The sequence below is a fragment of the Arthrobacter sp. EPSL27 genome (assembly GCF_001512305.1).
In the GTDB taxonomy this organism is placed as follows: domain Bacteria; phylum Actinomycetota; class Actinomycetes; order Actinomycetales; family Micrococcaceae; genus Arthrobacter.
In genome coordinates this window covers 12,560-31,527 of sequence record NZ_LNUT01000006.1, presented here as the reverse complement: position 1 = coordinate 31,527, position 18,968 = coordinate 12,560, and the positions used below count along the sequence as shown (strand labels likewise).

Genomic DNA, 18,968 nt, shown 5'->3' with positions numbered 1-18,968 from the left:
GCGAGGTTCGTAGACTTGAACCCGAAACCATAGAACGGTATTTCAGGTCACCAAATACTGTTGTGCATCTGCTTTCGCAAGCTCCTCGATGCGAGCTTCACATCGAACCCGCGACCGAAAGCTTGGAACTCCGCGTTCCGAGTGACGGTTCGAACCCCGATCTCAGTCCGTTCGAGAACATTGAAGTTGACTACGCGACCGACCCGGATCAGGACTGCTTCGTACTGAGGCTCGCCGCCGGTGGAATGCACTACGCTGCGTACTCGTTCATAGCCAAGATCGTTGAGGAACTGCAGCAGGGCCACTTCTTTTCCAGTGCAATCTCCCTCAGCCTCAAAGAATACGAGTTGCTCATCCAAAGCCGCAGGCTACTGAGCTCCGAGAAGCAGACCGGACTCTTAGGAGAGCTGCTGCTGCTGACGTATCTCTGCAGTGTCGACCCGGTCTCGGCCATAACATCGTGGCTGGGGCCGCAATCGGAACAACACGATTTCTCGTTCGACACCTTCGACCTGGAAGTCAAGACGACGAAATCGGAACGACGAACACACCGTATTGGATCAGCCACCCAGCTTGAACCTTCCGAGAACCGTTCTCTCTTGTTTCTCTCCATTCAGCTCACTGCGGCCGGCGTTGCAGATAATGCATTCAGCCTGGCGGGGCTGGTATACAAAATTCAAGACCTCCTTGGCCCGCATACGCTGCCATTCAATGAATACCTGGCCAGACTCGGATGGAGGTCGGCCGACGTGGAGTCATACCGCACCAGGTACGTACTCCGTTCCCGCCCAGCTTTTTATCCCGTAGATGAACACTTCCCCTCGCTGCAGAATTCTGTTCTACAGCAGACGATCCCCAACTACGAGCATCTATCAGAAATTTCTTATCGGGCCGATGTCTCACACCTACAGCCGGCTCCGGTCCCAGACGCACTGAACGGGTTTGCGTCCTACGCGAATTCGCGACTTCGGAGGTCCTGATGCCCATTACAGAAACCAGAAACGACGCAATCACGAGTGCCATCGCGATGATTGCCGAGAAGGGCCCGAAGTTACTCCTCAACCGTGTCAACTTCTCCCTCGAGGAAGACGGCGTCGAGACGATCGCACCTTCGGAGCTGACCGATCTCCTGACTCGGGAAGGGGATCCGAACGATCCCGCCCAGGTCGAATTCCGTTTGGCATTGTCCAGATGGGACCAGACGACAGATGCACAGTGGCTCAGCGAGGCGCCCAGACACGCTACCCATCCGAAAGGCCCGGAACGACGCGCCTACGTGCTCGGGAAACTAGGCTTTTCGGAGCACGAATTTGCCGCCATCAACTCTTTCTATCCGATTATCAAAGCCGGCACGATCGTCGCGAACCTCACGGACGACGGCCGATGGCCGTGGTACTCATCGGAGAGGCGGACGCGCAGCCACTACTGGGACGTCTACCAAGGGATACTCAAACGCCGCGGCTTCGATCCTGATGCAATAGTGGCGTTGGACGAATCAACCACAGAAATCGTTAGCCGGTTCGCAGACCCCACGTGGGACGAAACCTATCAGACCAAAGGTCTTGTCGTAGGGCATGTCCAAAGTGGGAAGACGGCCAACTTTACCGGCACCGTGGCCAAAGCGATCGATGCAGGCTACCGGCTCATCATCGTATTGACCGGAACCCTTGAGCTTCTTCGAAGCCAGACCCAACGGCGCCTCGACAAGGAACTCGTTGGCTTCGAAAACATTGTCGGTGGAATTGACCTTTCAGACGAAGCTCTTGCCCGAGAAAACATCGACTACATAGCGAACCAGGATGCAGACTGGTTAGCAGGCGACAAGTTCGTAAAGTTCGGCTACGACCCGGAGAGCGTTCCGGGGGTCCCCCATATTATCCGCCTTACGAAAAGCACCGACGACTATAGGTCACTCAGAGCCGGGCTCAGTACTCTCGACTACAAATCGAACATACGTAACCAACAGAAGATTTACCACCCGGACAACCTGTGGGATACCCCTGTCCGGCTTGTTGTGATTAAGAAGAATGCAGCAGTCCTACGCAAGCTCATCAAAGACCTCAAACAGATTCGGGGCAATACCCAGGACTATCCCGCGCTGATTGTCGACGATGAGGCAGATCAGGCCGGAATAAACACCAAGAAACCCCCTGTGAAGCTCACCAAAGAAGAACAGGACGAAGAAAATAAGCAGACGCGCGAGCGGACAGCGATCAACAAACTCTTGTCCGAACTCTTAGGGATCTTGCCACGCGCCCAGTATGTGGGATACACGGCGACTCCGTTCGCTAACGTCTTCATTGACGCCTCCGACGTCGATGACATCTACCCCAAGGACTTCATTTTCAGCCTGACTCCGCCCGATGCCTACATGGGAGGGCGCTCGTTCCACGATCGTCATCTTCTCCTTGCGCCGGACGAGACCAAGACGGCTGCAACGAGTAACCAGGCAGCCTATGTAAGGAACATTTCCTCAACTCCCAACACTCTTGAGCTCAGGCAGCGTGAGATGCAAAGAGCCATGGATTCCTTTGTTCTCTCCGGAGCGATCAAGCTGTGGCGCCAAGCCAGAGGCAGCAAGGGCGACTTCAAGCACCATACGATGCTCTTCCATGAATCCGTCAGGCAAGTCGAGCACAATGCTCTCGCGGACGAAATCCACAAGCTATGGAAGCGGTCAGATTATCTGGGCTTCGACGGTTACGATCGCATGGCAGAACTGTGGGCCGACGACTTCTCCGTGGTCATGCAAGAGCTGACGCAGAGGACCGACTCTGAACTTCCCGATCCACGGACCCACCCGATCCCTTCTTCCTTCGATGACGTCGCGGTATACCTACCCGAAGTCGTGAAACGTGTCGAGGACGGCATCCGCCCAATCGCAGTCGTAAACGGTGACAAAGACAGCGAATACACCCAGGCTGGGGCCGACTTCCAGAAGGGTCCCGTGTGGAAAATGCTTGTAGGCGGGGCAAAGCTCTCCCGTGGCTACACCATTGAAGGCCTTACAGTGACCTGGTACTCACGAAGGGCACTAGCAGCGGACACCCTGATGCAGATGGGCCGCTGGTTCGGGTACCGACCTGGCTACCGGGATCTGGTGCGGCTATACATCGGACGAAATGTTCCGGCATCGGCCAGGAACCCTAAGCCATACGATCTTTATGAAGCCTTTGAATCGATGATCGCCGACGAGGAAGAGTTTCGCGATCAGCTCGAACAGTTCGCTGAACTGGATGAAAACGGACAGCCGCAGGTACGCCCCATCGATATTCCGCCGCTCGTATCACAGAGCTTGCCTTGGCTTAGACCAACCGCACGCAGTCGCATGTACAACGCCCAGATCGTCCAATACGCCAAGGGTGACCGCTTCAAGGACTTCTTCTATCTACCTCCCCGGGAACCGAATCAAAGCAAGAACCGCGAAAATCTGACGGCAATGGCGCCCGTGCTCAAGCGCCTCACCGACTTGGAAACGTTCCAGTACACAACGGCCACCAAGAAACGCTCTTCCTACGAAGCCCAAACAGGTCTTGTGCCGGCACAGGTCGTTATCGACGCACTATCTCTATTTGAGTGGAGCAAACCAGGTCTTGCAGACGCGGACATTCAATTCGTCAAAGAAGCGATCAGCAAGGGAACCATCACAGACTTCAAAGTTGTCATGCCAATTCCTTCAAGAGATCCGGTCATCAGGATGATTGATCTCGATGAGATGGGAGCCACCCGGTTCCCTATCATTGAACGAAACAGACGAGAACGCGGAGACTTTTCTGGATCGTCCCGATGGACACGACAACCCCTTGAAGACCAATTCACAAAGGAGAAGGAGCCGAACGATCCCTCTTCCCGCACAACGGGGACCATCATACTTACCCTCGCCGCCGATCAGTGGAGCGGAGGAGCCGCATTCTCGGAACCCACATCTCTGCCTGCCGACGTAGTCGATCCGGCGGACATAGCGACGCTCTTCTCGTGGGCCCTTCCCCACGCCGCTGCACCGAAGGGAAAGGCAGGTTTCAGCGTACGAGCTCCTGACCGCCCTGACGCACTTACAATCGAGGTTCCATAGGCACCAGAACAGACAACGCAAACAGCTAACTCGGCGCTTTCCTGAGCCTGGCTTGACCGTCGCCCGTGGTCTGGCTATGGCAGTTTGATTCCGGACCGGTATGACAGCTTGTACTAGGGCCACCCACTGTGGGGTTGAGCTTAGGTTCAGAGCTTGGCTGCCCAGCGTTCCTGTGCGGACTGCCGGGTAATGCCGACGGCGCGGCCAATATCTGCTTTCCACTCGTCGTGGATGGCGTATTCGACCCTGCCGGCATCCTCGGCAAGTTCGTGTGGGGAGCGTTGTCCCTACCGTGTATGAGATCGGCGGCGGCCGGGGATGTGACCCGTTCCAACTTCTCGCCTCGCCAGCCGCAACGCAGGCCCGCGCGGCGCTGGGTGATTGTCAGCGATGGTCCAAGACGGCGCCGTAGATCACTAGGAGAACAAGTCAAGGGTACTACCGGCGTGGGTCCTTCCCGGTGGCACGTTTGGGAGGCGCGTCGACGGGTCATCGGCTGGGAGGGCGGCCCCGGGTCCTCCCGGCCTGCCATCCGGGAACGGCGGCGTCCAAGAGTTCGACCTTCGCAGGGTCGAGGTCGCCGCGGCGCCGTTTGTATCGCTGGGTGTGGATCCATACACCGAGGGTGTGTTCACGGTCCGAGTCGGTCTTGCGGTGGCGGGGCCAGTCGTTGCCTTCCCCCCGGTAGACGACGAGCTGGGCCAAACGGTCATTCCACCTGGCCTCGTCCTGGGCTTCTCTGCGGTTTCCCAGCCACCCTGGCACCTGAGCCAGACCGTCACGGTACGCTGGCTCCAAGGCACCCTCGGCTGCTTCGCTCCGACGATCAGAGAGCCACCGGGCCATCGACCGTTCACCCTTGTCCTCGGAGCGGTCACGTGGTAGTCGGCCCTTCGCCCTAACCCATTCAATGATCTCTTCCATTCGGGCGATGCTCGCAGGAGAGGGGCGGCTCTGGGTACTCAAGGAGGCCAGATGTGCTGCCTCGAGTTCCGGGTTCTGGCGGCGTGCGATGACCAGGTGATACCCGACGACAGCAGGATGAACGCGCACCAAGTCGGCTATGCGTTTCCGACTCAGCCCAAGCCGGTACATCAACACCCATTCTGCGTCGGGAGCGCGCCGCAACTGCCTGTCCATAATGGTGTCATCTTGCCACGGTCCCGGGTCGGAACGGGTCCACGCTGGAGATGCGGCGGAAATTCGCCAGCCACCACCCGCCTGTCAGTGCGTTCCTGCTGCTGGTCTAGGTGCGGCTCCACAACAGCTCCGAAGGGCATTCCGCGCACGTGGGCAAGGCCGGCTACATCGCCGCGGCCCTGGCCGTGGCGAGCGGTTTCTGCGGGCCGATGGGCCATGCCGCCACCCGTGCAACGGCGACGACGCCGTCGTCGGCAAAAGGCAGGCCGGGTGTGAAAGCCGGCCTGCCTTTGGCGTGTTTAGAGCCCGCCTACATAACCCCGGTCGGCACCAGCAGCGCCCAGGCCAGGGCGGGGGCCACCAGGACCACGCCGCCGGCGTACATCATGAGCTGGCGGTAGACGCGCTGGCGGTCGTTGTCGCGGGCGTTGGCCACCACCAGGGCGCCGTCGGTGGAGAAGGGGGAGACGTCCACCACGGTGGCCGCGATGGCCAGGGCCGCCACGGTGCCGGAGGCGCTGAGTGAGCTGGTGGCCAGCAGCGGGCCGGCCATCGGGATGAACGCGGTGAGCAGCGCCGTCGAGGATGCGAAGGCGGAGCCGACGCCGATCACGTAGCAGAGCACCAGGGCGATCAGCAGGGGAGCGCCCAGTGCCAGGGCCATCTCGGCGAGGGTGTCGATGACGCCCACGTGCTGGAGCAGGGAGACGTAGGTGATCATGCCGGCCACCAGTAGCACGGTGGACCAGGACACGCCCCCGATGAAGGTCTTGTGTTCCTTGATGTTGACGAACGCCAGGAGCAGGCCGGCGGTGAGGGCCACGAAGCCGATCGGCATGTGGAAGCCTAGCGTGCACACCAGGATCGCGGCGATCAGGAGCAGGGTGAAGACCTGCTGGCCGGTGGGGCGGCCGGTGCGCGGCGTCTCCAGGCCGGCGTACTGGTTGCTGTGCTTGTCCCGCAGCTTGCCCAGCAGGCCGAACACCACGATGGTCAGGGCGGAGAGGATGAAGTTCAGGGCGAAGCTGGCCAGGAACAGCGAGCCCTGCGAGATGGGGAAGCCGTTCTTCAGGGCGATGTCGTGCACCAGGACGCCGGCGACGGACAGCGGGGAGAAACCGCCGGCGTGGGCGCCGTTGATCACGAAGGCGCCCATCAGGACCGGGTGGATGCGGGATTCGTACGCCAGGCCCAGGGCCGCCGGGGCCAGCAGCGCCACTGCGGCGGGGGAGAAGGTGCCCAGCGCCGTCAGCGCCGCGGCCAGGAGGAAGAACACCCAGGGGAGCAGCATGGTCTTGCCGCGGACCAGCCGCACGCAGGTCTGGACGATGATGTCGATGGACCCGTTCCGCTGGGCCATGCTGAAGAAGTAGGTCACGCCGATGATGGTCAGGACGATGCTGGCCGGGAAGTCCGCCAGGATTTCCTTGTCGGTCATGCCAAGGATGAAGTAGCCGACGCCGAAGGACGCCACCAGCCCCATGACGCCGATGTTCAGCGGCCATTTGGTGGCGACGACGAACATCACCACAAGGATGACAAGCGGGATGATCTGGGTGGCGGTCATGGTCGGCTCCGATTCAGAGGCGGCCGCGGGGTTGAACAGGGCACCTCCGAACAGGAGGACCATCAGCCCCAGCATCGTGATCGCGGCCACCGTCACCAGCAGGATACGGCGACGGCGGTCGGGACGCCCGGAGCGCTCCGCCCGGGTCTCGCCGGGCGCTGTCTGTTGCGGTGCCATTTCTTCGGTCTTTTCTGCAGTCTTTTCTGCGATGTTAGTCATGATGCTGTCTCCTCATCGAGTAGCGCCGGCAAAAGAGGCGTCGACGGCGGTGCCGAGGGCCTCGGGAAGGTGGATGGTGGTGGTGGCAATGGTGCGGGCGGTGCGGTCGACGCCGACCAGCAGCTGCCCGTCGCGTTCCTCGCTCCAGGTTTCAATCACCCCGGCCGGGGTGCGCAGCCGCAGCGTGGGGCCGGCGGTGCCGCCGGTGATGTCGCCCAGCAGCGTGCCCGGGGTGCGGGCGGCGAGGGTCAGGGCGATGCTGCCGGTGATGGCCAGGGCCGGGTGCGGCTTGCCCATCGAAAGCATGACGACGGCGACGTCGGACTCCGCGTCGGACCCGGCCGGGGCGGCAACCACCGCGACCTTGGGAACGGCGCGGGCGGCCTCAGCAGGCGTCGCCGCGAGCCCCATCCGCACGGCGGCCTGCCGCCGGATGTGTTCCAGGGTATCCAGCTGCAGTTCCAGCCCGGCGGTCCAGCTGCCGTGGCGCTCCGGGTCCAGGCCCAGGTCCTCCGCGCGCAGCATCACGACCGGTGCTCCGGCGTCGACCATGGACACGGTCCAGCGGGTGCCGCCGGCGACGATGGTGTCCGTGGCGGAGCCGGTGGGAAGCAGCCTGCCGGTGGTCTTGCCGGCCGGGTCCAGGAAGCCGAGGCCCACCCGGTAGCCGGGGAACGGGACGCCGGGCATCTGGGCCTGCGGGACGATCGGCAGGGCGCCGGCCGGCGTCGCCACCCGCTGGATGATGATCTGGCCGGTGTTGGTGTTGCGGGTGACGATCCGGGTGACGTCGCCGTCGGGGACCACCCAGCCCTTTTCAATCGCGTACAGGCCGACGACGGCGGAGCAGTTGCCGCAGTTGCTGCCCCAGTCCACGGCGGCTTCCTCGATGCCCACCTGGGCGAAGGTGAATTCCACGTCGACGCCGGCGTCGGCGGGGCGGTGCAGGATCATCGCCTTGCTGGTGGTGGAGGTGGCGCCGCCCACGCCGTCGATCTGCCGGTGGTCGGGGCTGCCGAACAGCCGGGGCAGCAGCACGTCCGGGCTGGTCCCGGTCTCATCCAGCTGCCCTGTTTCGAAGACCCAGCATTTGCTGGTGCCTCCGCGCATCCACTCCGCTTCGATCTTCATGGTCTGTTCCTTGCTTCGGTTCTGGCCCGAGGTGTTCAAGGCCTTGATTCGAGATTGATCCAGATCACAATTGAAGACAAGGTTGGATATCTGCAAGGGAGTGTAGCGATGCTTCATTCATTGCCAGCGTTAGGCTGAACGCCCTCTCGGCGGAGCGACGTCGTCGGAAATGGGGCGCTTAGTGCCGCGGATTGCGCGGGGGATGTATAGAATTAACGGATTCAACAGAAGGGCATAGCGTTGCTTAACGATGCTGACGAGGAATTGTTCGACATCCGGCGCCTTGCGCTGCTGGTGGAGGTGGTGGAACAGGGATCCATCACCGCCGCGGCCGAGCTGATGATGTACACGCCCTCCGCCGTCTCGCAGCAGCTGCGCAAACTTGAGCAGGAAGTGGGGCAGCCGCTCCTCAACCGCCGCTCCCGCGGGGTGGTGCCCACCGAGGCGGGGCAGATTCTCGCCGGCCACGCGCGCAAGATCATCGGGCAGATGCGGGCGGCGCAGTCGGACCTGGACCAGATCGCCGGCCTCAAGCGCGGCTCGCTGACCGTCGGCACGTTCCCGACGCTCGCGGGGTCCTTCCTGCCCGTGGTGATCCGGGCGTTCAAGAAGAGGTACCCGGCCATCGGCCTGTCGCTGCGCAGCGCGCGGTTCGATGACCTGGTGAGCGACCTGCAGTCCGGGGTGACCGGGCTGTGCCTGCTGTGGGACTATCCCTGGAACCGCTTTCACGACGACTCCATCCGGATCACGGAGGTGTTCCAGGAGAGCACGGTCCTGCTGGTCTCCCGCAGCCACCCGCTGGCCGACCGGGACGAGATCCGGATGGAGGAGCTCCGCAAGGAATCCTGGATCGTGCGCGCCGAGGCCCACCCGGTGGTCGAGGTGCTGCAGCGCTCCGCCCACGAGGCCGGGTTCGAGCCGACCATCGGCTTCCTGGCCAACGACTACCAGGAAGCGCAGGCGATGGTGAGCGTCGGCATGGGGGTGGCCATGGCGCCGAAGACCGCCGTGGCCCTGCAGCACCCGGATGTCCGGGTGATCAGCCTCGGCTCCGCCGCACCGCTGCGGCGCGTGCTCCTGGCCCAGCGCCAGGACAAGGTCTACGCCCCGGCCGAGGTCGCCTTCCACTCCACGCTGCTCGAGATCGCCCGCGAACGGGCCGGGGACTACCTGTAACGACGGCGGCGGCGAGGGCGCGGGTCGTGCTCGGCCTTCGCGGCAGCAGCTGAACAAAAAGCGGGGTGTGCATTACGCATGCACACCCCGCCCGGCACCCTGTTCCTGCCCGAGGCCGGAAATTCTGCCGAGGCAGCTCCGCGCCGGGGCTCCGATCAGCCGAGACCCGGGATCAGCAGCACTTTGCACGCGTCACCGGTGAGCAGTTCAACGGCCTCGTCGATTTGGCTGAGTTTCTTGCGGTGGGTGATGAGCCAGTCGAGTTCCAGTTTCCCGGAGTCCAGCAGCAGCAGGCTTTGTTCCCAGGTTTCCCAGAGGCGGCGCCCGAAAATTCCCCGCAGGGTGATGCCCTTTTTGTTGATGTACGCCGCGATGTCGACCTCGGCGGGGCGGCCCGGGTGGCCCACCGTGATGACGGTAGCTTCCCTGCGGACGGCTTCGAAAAGTGTTTTCAGGGTCCCGGGGGCTCCGGAGCATTCGAAGGCGACGTCGAAGCCGCCGCGCCGGCCGGTCAGCTCGCGGCAGCGCTCCACAATGCCGTCATCGGGGTGCAGCGCGGTCGCGCCAAGCTTTTCGGCCTGGGCGCGCCGGTAGGGGTTGGGGTCGACGGCGATGACGTGCGAGGCTCCCATGAGCAGTGCCAGGTTCACCACCACCAGCCCCACCGGTCCTGCCCCGCTGACCAGCACCGCCCGTCCTGCGACAGAGTAGTTGGCGCGCTGGATGGCGTGGACTGCCACCCCGGCTGCTTCGAGGAGGGCTCCGGATTCCAGGGACAGGCCCGTGGGGAGTTTGACGCAGATGTCCTGCGGGACGGCGGCATACTCAGCGAAAACGCCGTCGATGTGCATGCCGAGGATTCCGGTGCGCTCGCATGTGTGGGCATCGCCCGTGCGGCAGGGGAAGCACTGGCCGCAGGTCAGGTGGCTCTCGAGGGCGACCTGGTCGCCCACCTTGAGTCCGGTGACGCCTGGGCCGACCTCGACGATGGTCCCTGCGCCTTCGTGGCCCAGGATGACCGGAAGGTTGAGGTTGAAGGCCTGGGCCGAGGGGGTCCATTCATACAGTTCCCGATCGGTGCCGCAGAGGGATGCCGCGCCGACTTCGATGACGACGGAGCCTTCGGTTGCCTTGGGGTCACCGGCGTCGGTGACGTAGGTGACGCCTCGCTCGGCCGCGTTTTTGACTACTGCCCGCATTGGGGGCCGCCTTTCATTGGTTCTGATGATGCGTGGAGGAAATTGTCTGGAGTGTCAGCTGGGCTGGCCGGAGAAGCGGCGCAGGATGTCGGTGGGGCCCACCTGCCCGCCCTTGAGCAGCAGCCGGCAGTTTCCGACGGCGGAGCTGCTGTCGGCGCGCAGGATCGGGCCGGCGGTGACGAACTGGTCCGAGACGCGCAGTTCGCGTACGCCCATGGCGATCAGCGCGTGGCTGGAGGTGTCTCCGCCGCAGACGGCTATGTCCCGGGTGAGGCCGGCGTTGGCCATCCGTGCGGCGATGCCGCCGATCAGGGTTCCGACGTAGCCGGCATCCGCAGGTTTGGCGGCTCCATAGCGGGGATCGCCCGGACCCCGGGTGGTGTGGACCACGACATTCCGGCCCTTTTGGAGGGCTGCTGAAACGCGCCGGTCCAAGGCAGCCTCGGCGTCGGCGTCGGGTCCCTGCAGCAGCCCGGCGGGGACGGGAACGTCCTCCCAGCCGTGCGAGACGGCGTCGTTGATCTGTTCCGCGGTGGTGCTGGATGCGGAGGCGCTGATGGCCAGTACGGGTCCTGACGGGTGCTGCGGTCCTGGTGTGCGCGGAGCCTGGTCCGAGATGGTGCGCGCCAGTGCCGCCATGATGCCGCCGGAGCCAACAACCACCGAGGGCCCGTGCCCGTGCTCCTCCCGGGTCAGGGCTTCGGCGACGGCGTCCATGTGCCGTTCGTCCACGGCGTCCACCACGAAGGCCGGCGCGCCGGGTTCCCGCCGGCGGTCCGCCCAGGCGTCCTTGAACGTGCCGTCCTCATAGGCGGGCAGGTGGATGGCGCCGGGAACGTCCCCGGTGCCGAGCTGTTCGGCGAGGACCTGGCGCAGGTCGGCCTCGGCCATCGGGGTGGACGGGTGCCGGGACATGACCGGGTGGCGGTCCAGCCGGTAGATCTGGCCGGCATGGGCAGCGTAGTGGTTGCTGAACGCGGTGTAGCGGCCAAAGGCCGGCTGGGCCGGGACCACCGGGACCGGGCCGTGCAGGGGGAACTGCTCATGGAGCAGCTGGATCCCGCGGCCAATGCTGCCGACCGTGACGGAACTGTCGAAGGTGGAGCAGACCTTGTAGAGGAGTACGTCCAGGTGGAGAGCGGCGATGCCGGCCAGATCCCTGCGCACCAGGTTGTCGAAGGCCGTTCCGGCCAGGGACCTGGAGGGCCCGGCGATTCCGACGACGTCGGCATCGGCTGGCAGGGTCGCGTCGCCAATGACCAGGACGGCTTCAAGACCGTAGCGGTGGCTCTGGGCGAGGACGTCGGCGGCTCCGGTGAGGTCGTCTGCGACGAAACCGAAAGCGGGCATGTCAGGCACCTTCCCCGAAGGTTTGGACTGCGTGCAGGAGAACATTGTCCCCGGTCTTGGACAGCGTTTCCGCTGCCGTCTGGAGTGGTATGCCGGCCACGGCCGCGTCCCACGCCTGGCGCAGGCTCCGCACTCCGGCCCCGGGGCCGTCCGGGTGGGCGGCGACGCCGCCGCCGGCGAGCATCATCAGGTCGGTGGATCCCACCGCATTGAAGGTGGGGCCGGGGGTGGTGACGTTCTGCCCGGAAGACAAGACAGGCAGCGGTGCGATGGTCTCTCCGAGGGGTGCGAGCAGGCTGCCGATGTTCGAGGCCACCTCTTCGTCGAGTTCGTAGAACTTGCTGCCCAGCCCGCTGGCATGCAGGTGGTCGGCGCCGGCGAGGCGGGCCATCTGTTGCCAGACCCGGTAGTCCATACCCAGGGACTTGGAGCGCATCGAGGCGGCGAGGCCTGCCCGGTGGCCGTGGATTGGCACCTCGGCGAAGCTGCGCAGCAGGGCCAGAGCGGGCAGCCCCATGACCGGGATGTTCAGCATCACGCAGCGGCCGCCGGCGTCGACCACCAGGTCGTGGCGTTTCTGCAGTCCGGCAAGGTCACCGGTGATGTTGAAGGCGTACATGGTGGAGTGGCCGGTGATCTGCTCGGCGGCGCGGATTTCCTCGGCAGCGACCGCGACTCTGCGCTCCAGCGGCAGGTAGGCCGGGTCGGTCATCAGCTCGTCGTCCTTGATCAGGTCGATGGAGGCCAGGGCCAGGTCCCGCACCACGAGGCGGAATTCCTCTTCAGAGAGCCCGACGTTGGGCTTGACGATGGTGCCGACCATGACGCCCTGTACGTCGCTGATGAGTTTGCGGGTCCCCTCGATGCCGAAGGCCGGGCCGGGGTGGGCTGCGACGAAGTCCGTTGGCAGGGCTATGTCCTGCAGGCGGCAGGCGTAAAGGTCGCCCAGTTCGAAGAGATTGCCGGCAATGGCGGTTTGCAGGGTGGCCAGGTCCGTGCCGACGTTCTCCATGGGGAAGTCCACCGTGACAAGGGCGGCCCGGACCTTCTCGGGAGTCGACCGTGACGGCAGGGAGGGCCGGCAAAAGCCCAGCTCCTGAACGTCCGAGATGCGGGCGGCGTGCCGCTCCCGGATCCGGGCTGACTCGCCGGGGACCGGCAGGAACGTGCCGCTGGACTGCTCGCCCGCCATGATGGCTGCGGCTTTTTCAGGGTCGATCTCTGACTCGAGGTAGTAGGTGCAACGCACCGAGCGCGGGTCGCGCATGGTTTCTCCGTCCATGAAAGGGAAAGTAGGGGCTGTCTCAGACTGTGGCGGGGACCGGATCGGCCGGCTGCAGGCCTCCGGCCCGCTTCAGCGCCCAGGACGCGACGATCGGGGCAAGGATCGCCGTCACCAGGACGGCTGTGGCGGCCTGCGCCGAGGCGGAGGCGACGAAGGGTTCGAAGCGCGGGTCCGCCACGGCTACTACAGCGGGCACTGCGACGGCGTTGCCGGCTGTGGTGCCGGCGGCGAACCCGATGCCGCTCTTGGAACCGCGCCTGAGGATGAGCTTGTAGCCCAGATAGGTGAGGCCCCCGGTGAAGATGACTACTATCAGGCCGAGGAAAATCCCGGCGAACCCGCCCGTGAGCACGGTCTTCAGATTGATGCCGGTGCCAACCGCGAACGACATGAAGGGGATGACGATGTTCGGCACGTGGTCCAATGCCTTTGTCCACTCCCGGTCGACTGCCCCGATGAAAAGGCCGATGATGAACGGAATCAGTGCCGCGGCAAAGGCCAGTACCGGGATATCGCCCAGCCCTGAAGCGCCCAGGAAGAGCAGGGCCAGGAACGGTCCGTCATCAAAGGCGCTGGCGACGTAGGCGCCTGTATCCCGCTCGTCGCCGTACTGGCCGGCGAACGCCAGCCAGAGGGCGCCGTTGCTGTTCCCGAAGATTGCCAGCATCGCCAGGATCGAGACGCCTGCGATTCCTTCGATACCCACCACCAGGCCCAGGGCCACCGCAACTGTGGCAGGGATTAGGGTCTTGCAGACCAACACCACGGTGGTAGTGGAGGCAGCAGCCTTGCCGCTGTGGCTTCCGGTGATCTGGGCGCCGGTGGCGAGGATCAGCACCGCAATCAGCGTCAGGGCGCCCTCCTTGAACAACGCCGTGGTGAAGCCGCCAATTTTCAGGGCCTCGGGCGCGAAGGTATTCATGAGCACTCCCAGCATCAGCGGGATCAGCATCATGCCTGCGGGAACCTTTTGCATGAAGGCAAACATTGGTACACGTGAGCGTCCGGTCCTCAAGTGCAGCTGCGTCATTAGTCGACCTTTCTACGTCATTGTATGTTTCAGCCGTCGGATCTAGTCCGTACAATTAGTACGTACATTACCTGTGGTGTGGATCACCCGTCAAGCAGGGGAAGTCACGCCTACGGGCTAAGATGTGCTCAAGCGCCAAAGGAGTCAGTGTGAGTGTGCAACCAGCCGGGGCAGAGCCCCGGGAACGGGCAAACGGCCTGGACCGGGAGGCCGGGCCGCCCCTCCATGCGCAGATCCGGGACATCCTGCACAGGCAGATCCTGGACCGGCCGCTGCTTCCCGGCTCTCCACTGCCGACCGAAGAGGAACTCCAGAAACAGTTCGGGGTCTCCCGCAGCGTGGTACGCCAGGCGTTGTCCGGCCTGTCAGACCTTGGGCTGATCCGTCGCCAGCGTGGCCGCGGCAGCGTGGTGGCCGCGGCGCCGGTCCTCCGCAGGCATATCCAGCGCGCCGGCGGGCTGGATGAACAGGTTGCCGAGCACGGGCAGCACCTGCGGACCCATGTCATCACCATTGAACACGCAGCCCCGCCTGAGTCCGCCGTCGAGGCCCTGAACACCACCAACACGTGGAAGATTGAACGGATCCGCTACCTGGAAGAGGTGCCGGTAGCCTTCATGCGGACGTGGGTGCCCCGCGACCTCTTCCCGCACTTCACCCAGGAACTGCTGGAAAACGCTTCACTGCTGGGCCTCATGCGGGAGCACGGGTATCACCCGGCGGGCGGTCCCAGGCAGGTCCAGGCCGTGGCCGCAGACCAGGACCAGGCGAACCTGCTCCACTGCAACGTCCGCGAACCCCTGCTTCTGCTGCAGGGCGTAACCCGTGACGCCCTCGGCCACGGGCTCGAATGGTTCAACGTCTGGCACAGCCCCAACACCGTCTTCGACGTCGACGCCCAGGTGACTTCCCAGCCCGGACGCGTGTCTCAGGAGCACATTCGCCGTCTGCGGAACCTCACACAGCAACTTGAATCCGAACTGGCCGATCTTGAACGAGGCGCACGCTAGGGTCACGGCGCCGTTGGCGACCGGCGCTCTGGCCGCTGCCGACCGGGCCTGCGGTCACGCCGGCGCTCAGCGCACCCGCAGGTTCGAGGGCTTGCCGGGAACGTCCTTCGGGTGCAATCCGGCGGCTTGGCCTGCAGCACGCACCACTTGCGCAACGGCATGCCGAGAACCTTTGGAAGGGACCCGTGGTGCTGCTTTACCAGCGGCGTTCCCACGGCGCCGAACAGGGACACGCTGATGCCCGATTCTTCATGCAGCTGGGTGTCGCCGAGCGCCGACCTCCACGCCGTCTCCAGCGCCTTGGTTGCCGCGGCCGCACTGCCGTTGACTCCCTGGAACCTCCGCGTCAGATGCGCGTTCATCCGCTGGTGCTCCGACAGGGAGGGGGCCTTAGCGGGCGCTGCCGGCGCAGCCTTCGCCGTCACAACCTTCACCGGCGGGTCCTTAACCGCCGCCTGCGGTGCCGTGCCGGCGGCCGGCGGCCGGGCGGTCCGCGTGTCCGCGCCGGCGGCGGTGACCACCAGGTCGGCGAGTTCCGCGTGCAGCGCCGCGATCTGCCGGTGGATTGCGCTGATCCGGCGGACGACGTCGGTGTCCCCGCCCTTGGGCGGAACGCGAAGCTTGGTTTCCGCCTCGGGCGGGAAGGTGGTGCGGAACAGCGCACAAAGTGCTGTGGCCAGCGCTAGCCGGGCTCCAGCGTCGGGCAGGAACAGCGGTGACCGGCTAGCCGAGTTGGCAATCACCGCCGCCAGTTCCGGCAGGTCGCCGTACACCTTGCCCCAGCGGATCCGCTCAATGGTGGTGTTCTGGTCCACCTGCGGGGAGTAGACGCTCTGCATGATCCGCAGCTGAAGTGGATCAAATGCGGGGAAGTGCTGGGGGAGGATGCTGCCGCGCAGGGCTGCCCGGACGGCGTCGAGCTGCCGCGACACCTGCTCGATCGGATTCGGCAGGGCCAGGCCGCCGTCCAGCAGCCAGGGCGTGCCCGTGTCGGTGGCGAGAGCGACCCGTTGGGGGAAGCCCTTCCACTCGCTGACCATGAGGGTGCCGTTCCGGACGTTATAGAACAACCAATCCACTTCGGCGACCGGCCTGCCCGGAGCGTCCACCCGGCAATTGCTGAACGCCCACACATCGTCATCCAGCAGCTCCTCCAGCCGGGCAACATCGCGGGGAGACGGTCGGTGGGCAGCCGAGTTGGCCGAAGTAAAGTGCAGCAACGAAAGCCTTCTGGGGCGCTATGCCAACTGAGGGATCCCCACGCCCCGAGCCGGTCGCGCGTCGCGCTACGCCACATCATCACCGGCCAGAAGGCCAAGGGGCAAGCGAGGCTCGCGGGTGGCATAAGCCGCAGGCCGGGACTGAACGTTTGTGCAAACGCTCGCGGCTGTGCCCCGACAGTTTTGCGGGACGACAACAAGCTACTGACCAGTAGCTTTGGGTGTCGGACGGGCGGCATTCGCGAGCGGGCTGGGCCCGTCCGCGAACCCGTTGTTTCGTGCACATCCGTGCAAACCCGTGGCCGGAGCGGGGTCCGCGGTGCCTAGCATTTAGGACCGCGGCCCCTTCCGGCTGCACAAGATCACCATCTGGCACCACCCGCTGACACACGAACAAAGAGGTTTCCATGTCGCTGCTCACCAGAACCCTGTCCATTGCCGCCGCCGCTGTCCTGGCCGCCTCGCTGACGGCGGCCCCCGCCCAGGCAGGCACTCTTGATATTGCCCCGCCCGGCGCGAACGACTGGACCTGCAAGCCGTCCGCCGAGCACCCGTACCCTGTGATCCTGGTGCCGGGGACCTTCGAGAGCATGGCCAAGAACTGGTCCACCCTCTCTCCGTACCTGAAGAGCAAGGGGTACTGCGTGTTCGCCCTCAACTACGGCGAGACGAACGGCGTGTACGCCACCGCACCGGTGGCCGAATCGGCGAAGGAGCTCGCCCCGTTCGTGGACGCGGTCATGGCTGCCACCGGGGCCAAGAAAGTGGATTTGGTGGGCCACAGCCAGGGCGGCATGATGCCCCGCTACTACATGGGCTTCCTGGGCGGCGCCAAGAACGTCCATCACCTGGTGGGCATCGCCCCCTCCAACCACGGCACCAAAGGCGTGATCGTTCCGCCGCCGGGGTTCCTTCCGCCTCCGGACTTCTCCCTCGTGAACTGTGCGTCCTGCGCCGACCAGCAGGCCGGGTCCGCCTTCATGCAGCAGCTCAACTCCATCGGCGACACCGTGGCCGGACCGTCCTACACCGTCCTCTCCACGGTCTACGACGAAGTGGTGATCCCCTACAACAGCCAGTTCCTCAGCGGCCCGGCCCGGACGGTCACCAATATCACCATCCAGGACAAGTGCCCGGCCGATGTCTTCGAACACGACCAGACCCCGAACGACCCCGTGGTGCACCAGTTCGTGGCCCACGCCCTGGGACAGGCCGCAGGCCCCGCCGATCCGGCCTTCCAGCCCGCCTGCCTCTAGCCGGCGCCGGCGCGACGGCGGCGCGACGGCGGCGCGCAGCCCGGTCACCGGGCCGCGATGTGCCCGGCCACAAACTCCGCGTCGTCGCCCACCACGGACAGCGTGGCGGAGAGGTGCTTGGTGAGCCAGGGCAGGCCCACGGCGTAGAGGCCCGGGACCTCCGTGACGCCGCGGCTGTGCCGCGGGTAGTTCCACGCGTCCAGCACCGGCACGTCAAGGAAGCCGAAGTCCAGGCCGTACCCGGTGGCCCAGATGACCGACGTGACCCCCACTGCGTCCAGGTTGAGCCGCGCCCCGGAGTCCGCCGGCAGCCAGTCATCTGCCGGAGGACGCTCGGCGGGCGGGGCGTCGACGCCGGCCGCGGCGATGTAGGCGTCGGCCATCCGCCCCAGCCGCTGCCTGAACCCGGCCTCCACCAGGGCCAGGCGTGCGGGGAGGTCGTCGCTGAAGACGAGAACGCCGTCGTCCGTTCCTTCAAACCGCCCGTGCAGCCGGACGCCCCGGCGGCCCAGGTCCCGCACGTGGATGCTGTGGCCGCCACCGTTGCCCGAGATCAGCGGGTTGCACATAAAGCGCGCGGCCGGGGAGGGGAGCTGGTCCGCCTGGAGGCCGTTGAGGCCGTAGTCCGGACCGTGCAGGTTCAGCTGCAGGATCCAGTGGTAAACGTCCCGGCCGCGGTAGCGCCGCGGAGCCTCAGGGCAGGACGAGACGGACAGGTGGACCTGCCGGCCGGCGTCGAGCAGGTCCTCGGTGATCTGCCCGCCGGACTGCCCGGTGCCCACCACCAGCACGGCGCCGCCGGGCAGCTGCCGCGGGTTGCGGTAGGCGTGGCTGTGCAGTTGGCGGAGGTGCCCCGGAAGCCCGACGGCGGCCGGCGGGATCCGCGGGACCTGGAAGGCGCCGTTCGCGAGGACCACGTTCCGGGCCTGCCAGCGGCCCTGTGTGGTCTCCACTCTGAAACGCCCGCCGGCGACGCCGACCCGGGTCACCTCCGTGCCCAGCCGGACCGGCGCCTTGATCCTCGCGGCGTAGTCGCGGAAAAGTGCGATCACCTCGTCGCGGGGGAGGAAGGCGTCCGGCTCCGGGCCGTTATAGGTCAGCTCCGGCAGCAGGAACCCGAAGTTGGGCGTGTTCAAGTAGAACGAGTCCCACCGGTCCTGCCAGGCGCCGCCCAGTGCGTCCCGCCGTTCCAGCAGCTCATGTTCGACGCCGTTCCGGGTCAGCCAGTAGCTGGTGGCGAGGCCGGCCTGTCCCGCGCCGATCACCAGGGTGTCCACCTCACGGACCGGGCCGGCGTCGGGGGAGGCCAT

Annotated in this window: 14 protein-coding genes; 5 read left to right on the top strand and 9 right to left on the bottom strand. The window is 65.2% G+C overall.

Annotation, left to right across the window (positions count from 1 at the left end; all coding sequences use genetic code 11):
* Positions 1–122 precede the first annotated feature (122 nt).
* Both AR539_RS18290 and AR539_RS18285 read left to right on the top strand, forming a co-directional pair.
* Positions 123–980 carry a PD-(D/E)XK motif protein gene (locus AR539_RS18290; RefSeq protein ID WP_066440234.1) on the top strand — a complete coding sequence of 286 codons (858 nt, stop codon included), beginning with the start codon at positions 123–125 and terminating at the stop codon, positions 978–980.
* Complete coding sequence (locus tag AR539_RS18285; RefSeq protein WP_082699472.1) at positions 980–4,072, top strand: Z1 domain-containing protein; 3,093 nt, start codon at positions 980–982, stop codon at positions 4,070–4,072. Before AR539_RS18290 ends, AR539_RS18285 begins: the two co-directional genes overlap by 1 nt.
* Positions 4,073–4,561: 489 nt before the next feature.
* On the opposite strand, the gene AR539_RS18280 is transcribed toward AR539_RS18285, so the two are convergent.
* From AR539_RS18280 to AR539_RS18270, 3 genes are all read right to left on the bottom strand, one after another.
* Positions 4,562–4,996, bottom strand: a complete 435-nt coding sequence (locus AR539_RS18280; RefSeq protein WP_231728674.1) for a helicase associated domain-containing protein — start codon at positions 4,994–4,996, stop codon at positions 4,562–4,564.
* Positions 4,997–5,522: 526 nt separating this feature from the next.
* The gene (locus tag AR539_RS18275) at positions 5,523–6,956 is read right to left on the bottom strand and encodes an SLC13 family permease (protein WP_082699489.1); all 1,434 of its coding nucleotides are present in this window, start codon (positions 6,954–6,956) and stop codon (positions 5,523–5,525) included.
* Between the two features lie 54 nt (positions 6,957–7,010).
* Entirely contained in the window at positions 7,011–8,129 is a 1,119-nt protein-coding gene (locus AR539_RS18270) for a PrpF domain-containing protein (RefSeq protein WP_066440321.1), read from the bottom strand.
* Between the two features lie 240 nt (positions 8,130–8,369).
* Here AR539_RS18270 and AR539_RS18265 point away from each other — a divergent pair, with 240 nt between their 5' ends.
* Positions 8,370–9,308: a LysR family transcriptional regulator gene (locus tag AR539_RS18265; protein ID WP_066440227.1), complete on the top strand. Its 939-nt coding sequence runs from the start codon at positions 8,370–8,372 to the stop codon at positions 9,306–9,308.
* Positions 9,309–9,463: 155 nt separating this feature from the next.
* Here AR539_RS18265 and AR539_RS18260 read toward each other — a convergent pair whose 3' ends face one another.
* Genes AR539_RS18260 through AR539_RS18245 form a run of 4 tightly spaced genes read right to left on the bottom strand, consistent with a single transcriptional unit; the run spans position 9,464 to position 14,118 of the window.
* Positions 9,464–10,507: a zinc-dependent alcohol dehydrogenase gene (locus AR539_RS18260; protein WP_066440225.1), complete on the bottom strand. Its 1,044-nt coding sequence runs from the start codon at positions 10,505–10,507 to the stop codon at positions 9,464–9,466.
* A gap of 54 nt (positions 10,508–10,561) precedes the next feature.
* Entirely contained in the window at positions 10,562–11,857 is a 1,296-nt protein-coding gene (locus AR539_RS18255; protein WP_066440223.1) for a four-carbon acid sugar kinase family protein, read from the bottom strand.
* A 1-nt stretch (position 11,858) separates the two neighbouring features.
* Positions 11,859–13,124 carry a RuBisCO large subunit C-terminal-like domain-containing protein gene (locus AR539_RS18250; protein ID WP_066440221.1) on the bottom strand — a complete coding sequence of 422 codons (1,266 nt, stop codon included), beginning with the start codon at positions 13,122–13,124 and terminating at the stop codon, positions 11,859–11,861.
* Positions 13,125–13,161: 37 nt separating this feature from the next.
* Positions 13,162–14,118: a 2-keto-3-deoxygluconate permease gene (locus AR539_RS18245; protein WP_231728672.1), complete on the bottom strand. Its 957-nt coding sequence runs from the start codon at positions 14,116–14,118 to the stop codon at positions 13,162–13,164.
* 203 nt (positions 14,119–14,321) lie between these two features.
* On the opposite strand from AR539_RS18245, the gene AR539_RS18240 reads away from it, so the two are divergent.
* Positions 14,322–15,182 (top strand): GntR family transcriptional regulator, encoded by an 861-nt coding sequence (locus AR539_RS18240; protein WP_231728671.1) that lies wholly within the window; start codon positions 14,322–14,324, stop codon positions 15,180–15,182.
* 2 nt (positions 15,183–15,184) lie between these two features.
* Here AR539_RS18240 and AR539_RS18235 read toward each other — a convergent pair whose 3' ends face one another.
* The gene (locus AR539_RS18235; protein ID WP_066440215.1) at positions 15,185–16,402 is read right to left on the bottom strand and encodes a hypothetical protein; all 1,218 of its coding nucleotides are present in this window, start codon (positions 16,400–16,402) and stop codon (positions 15,185–15,187) included.
* 407 nt (positions 16,403–16,809) lie between these two features.
* Here AR539_RS18235 and AR539_RS18230 point away from each other — a divergent pair, with 407 nt between their 5' ends.
* Positions 16,810–17,658, top strand: a complete 849-nt coding sequence (locus AR539_RS18230) for an esterase/lipase family protein (protein WP_066440213.1) — start codon at positions 16,810–16,812, stop codon at positions 17,656–17,658.
* 44 nt (positions 17,659–17,702) lie between these two features.
* Here AR539_RS18230 and AR539_RS18225 read toward each other — a convergent pair whose 3' ends face one another.
* Positions 17,703–18,968 carry a flavin-containing monooxygenase gene (locus tag AR539_RS18225; protein ID WP_066440210.1) on the bottom strand — a complete coding sequence of 422 codons (1,266 nt, stop codon included), beginning with the start codon at positions 18,966–18,968 and terminating at the stop codon, positions 17,703–17,705.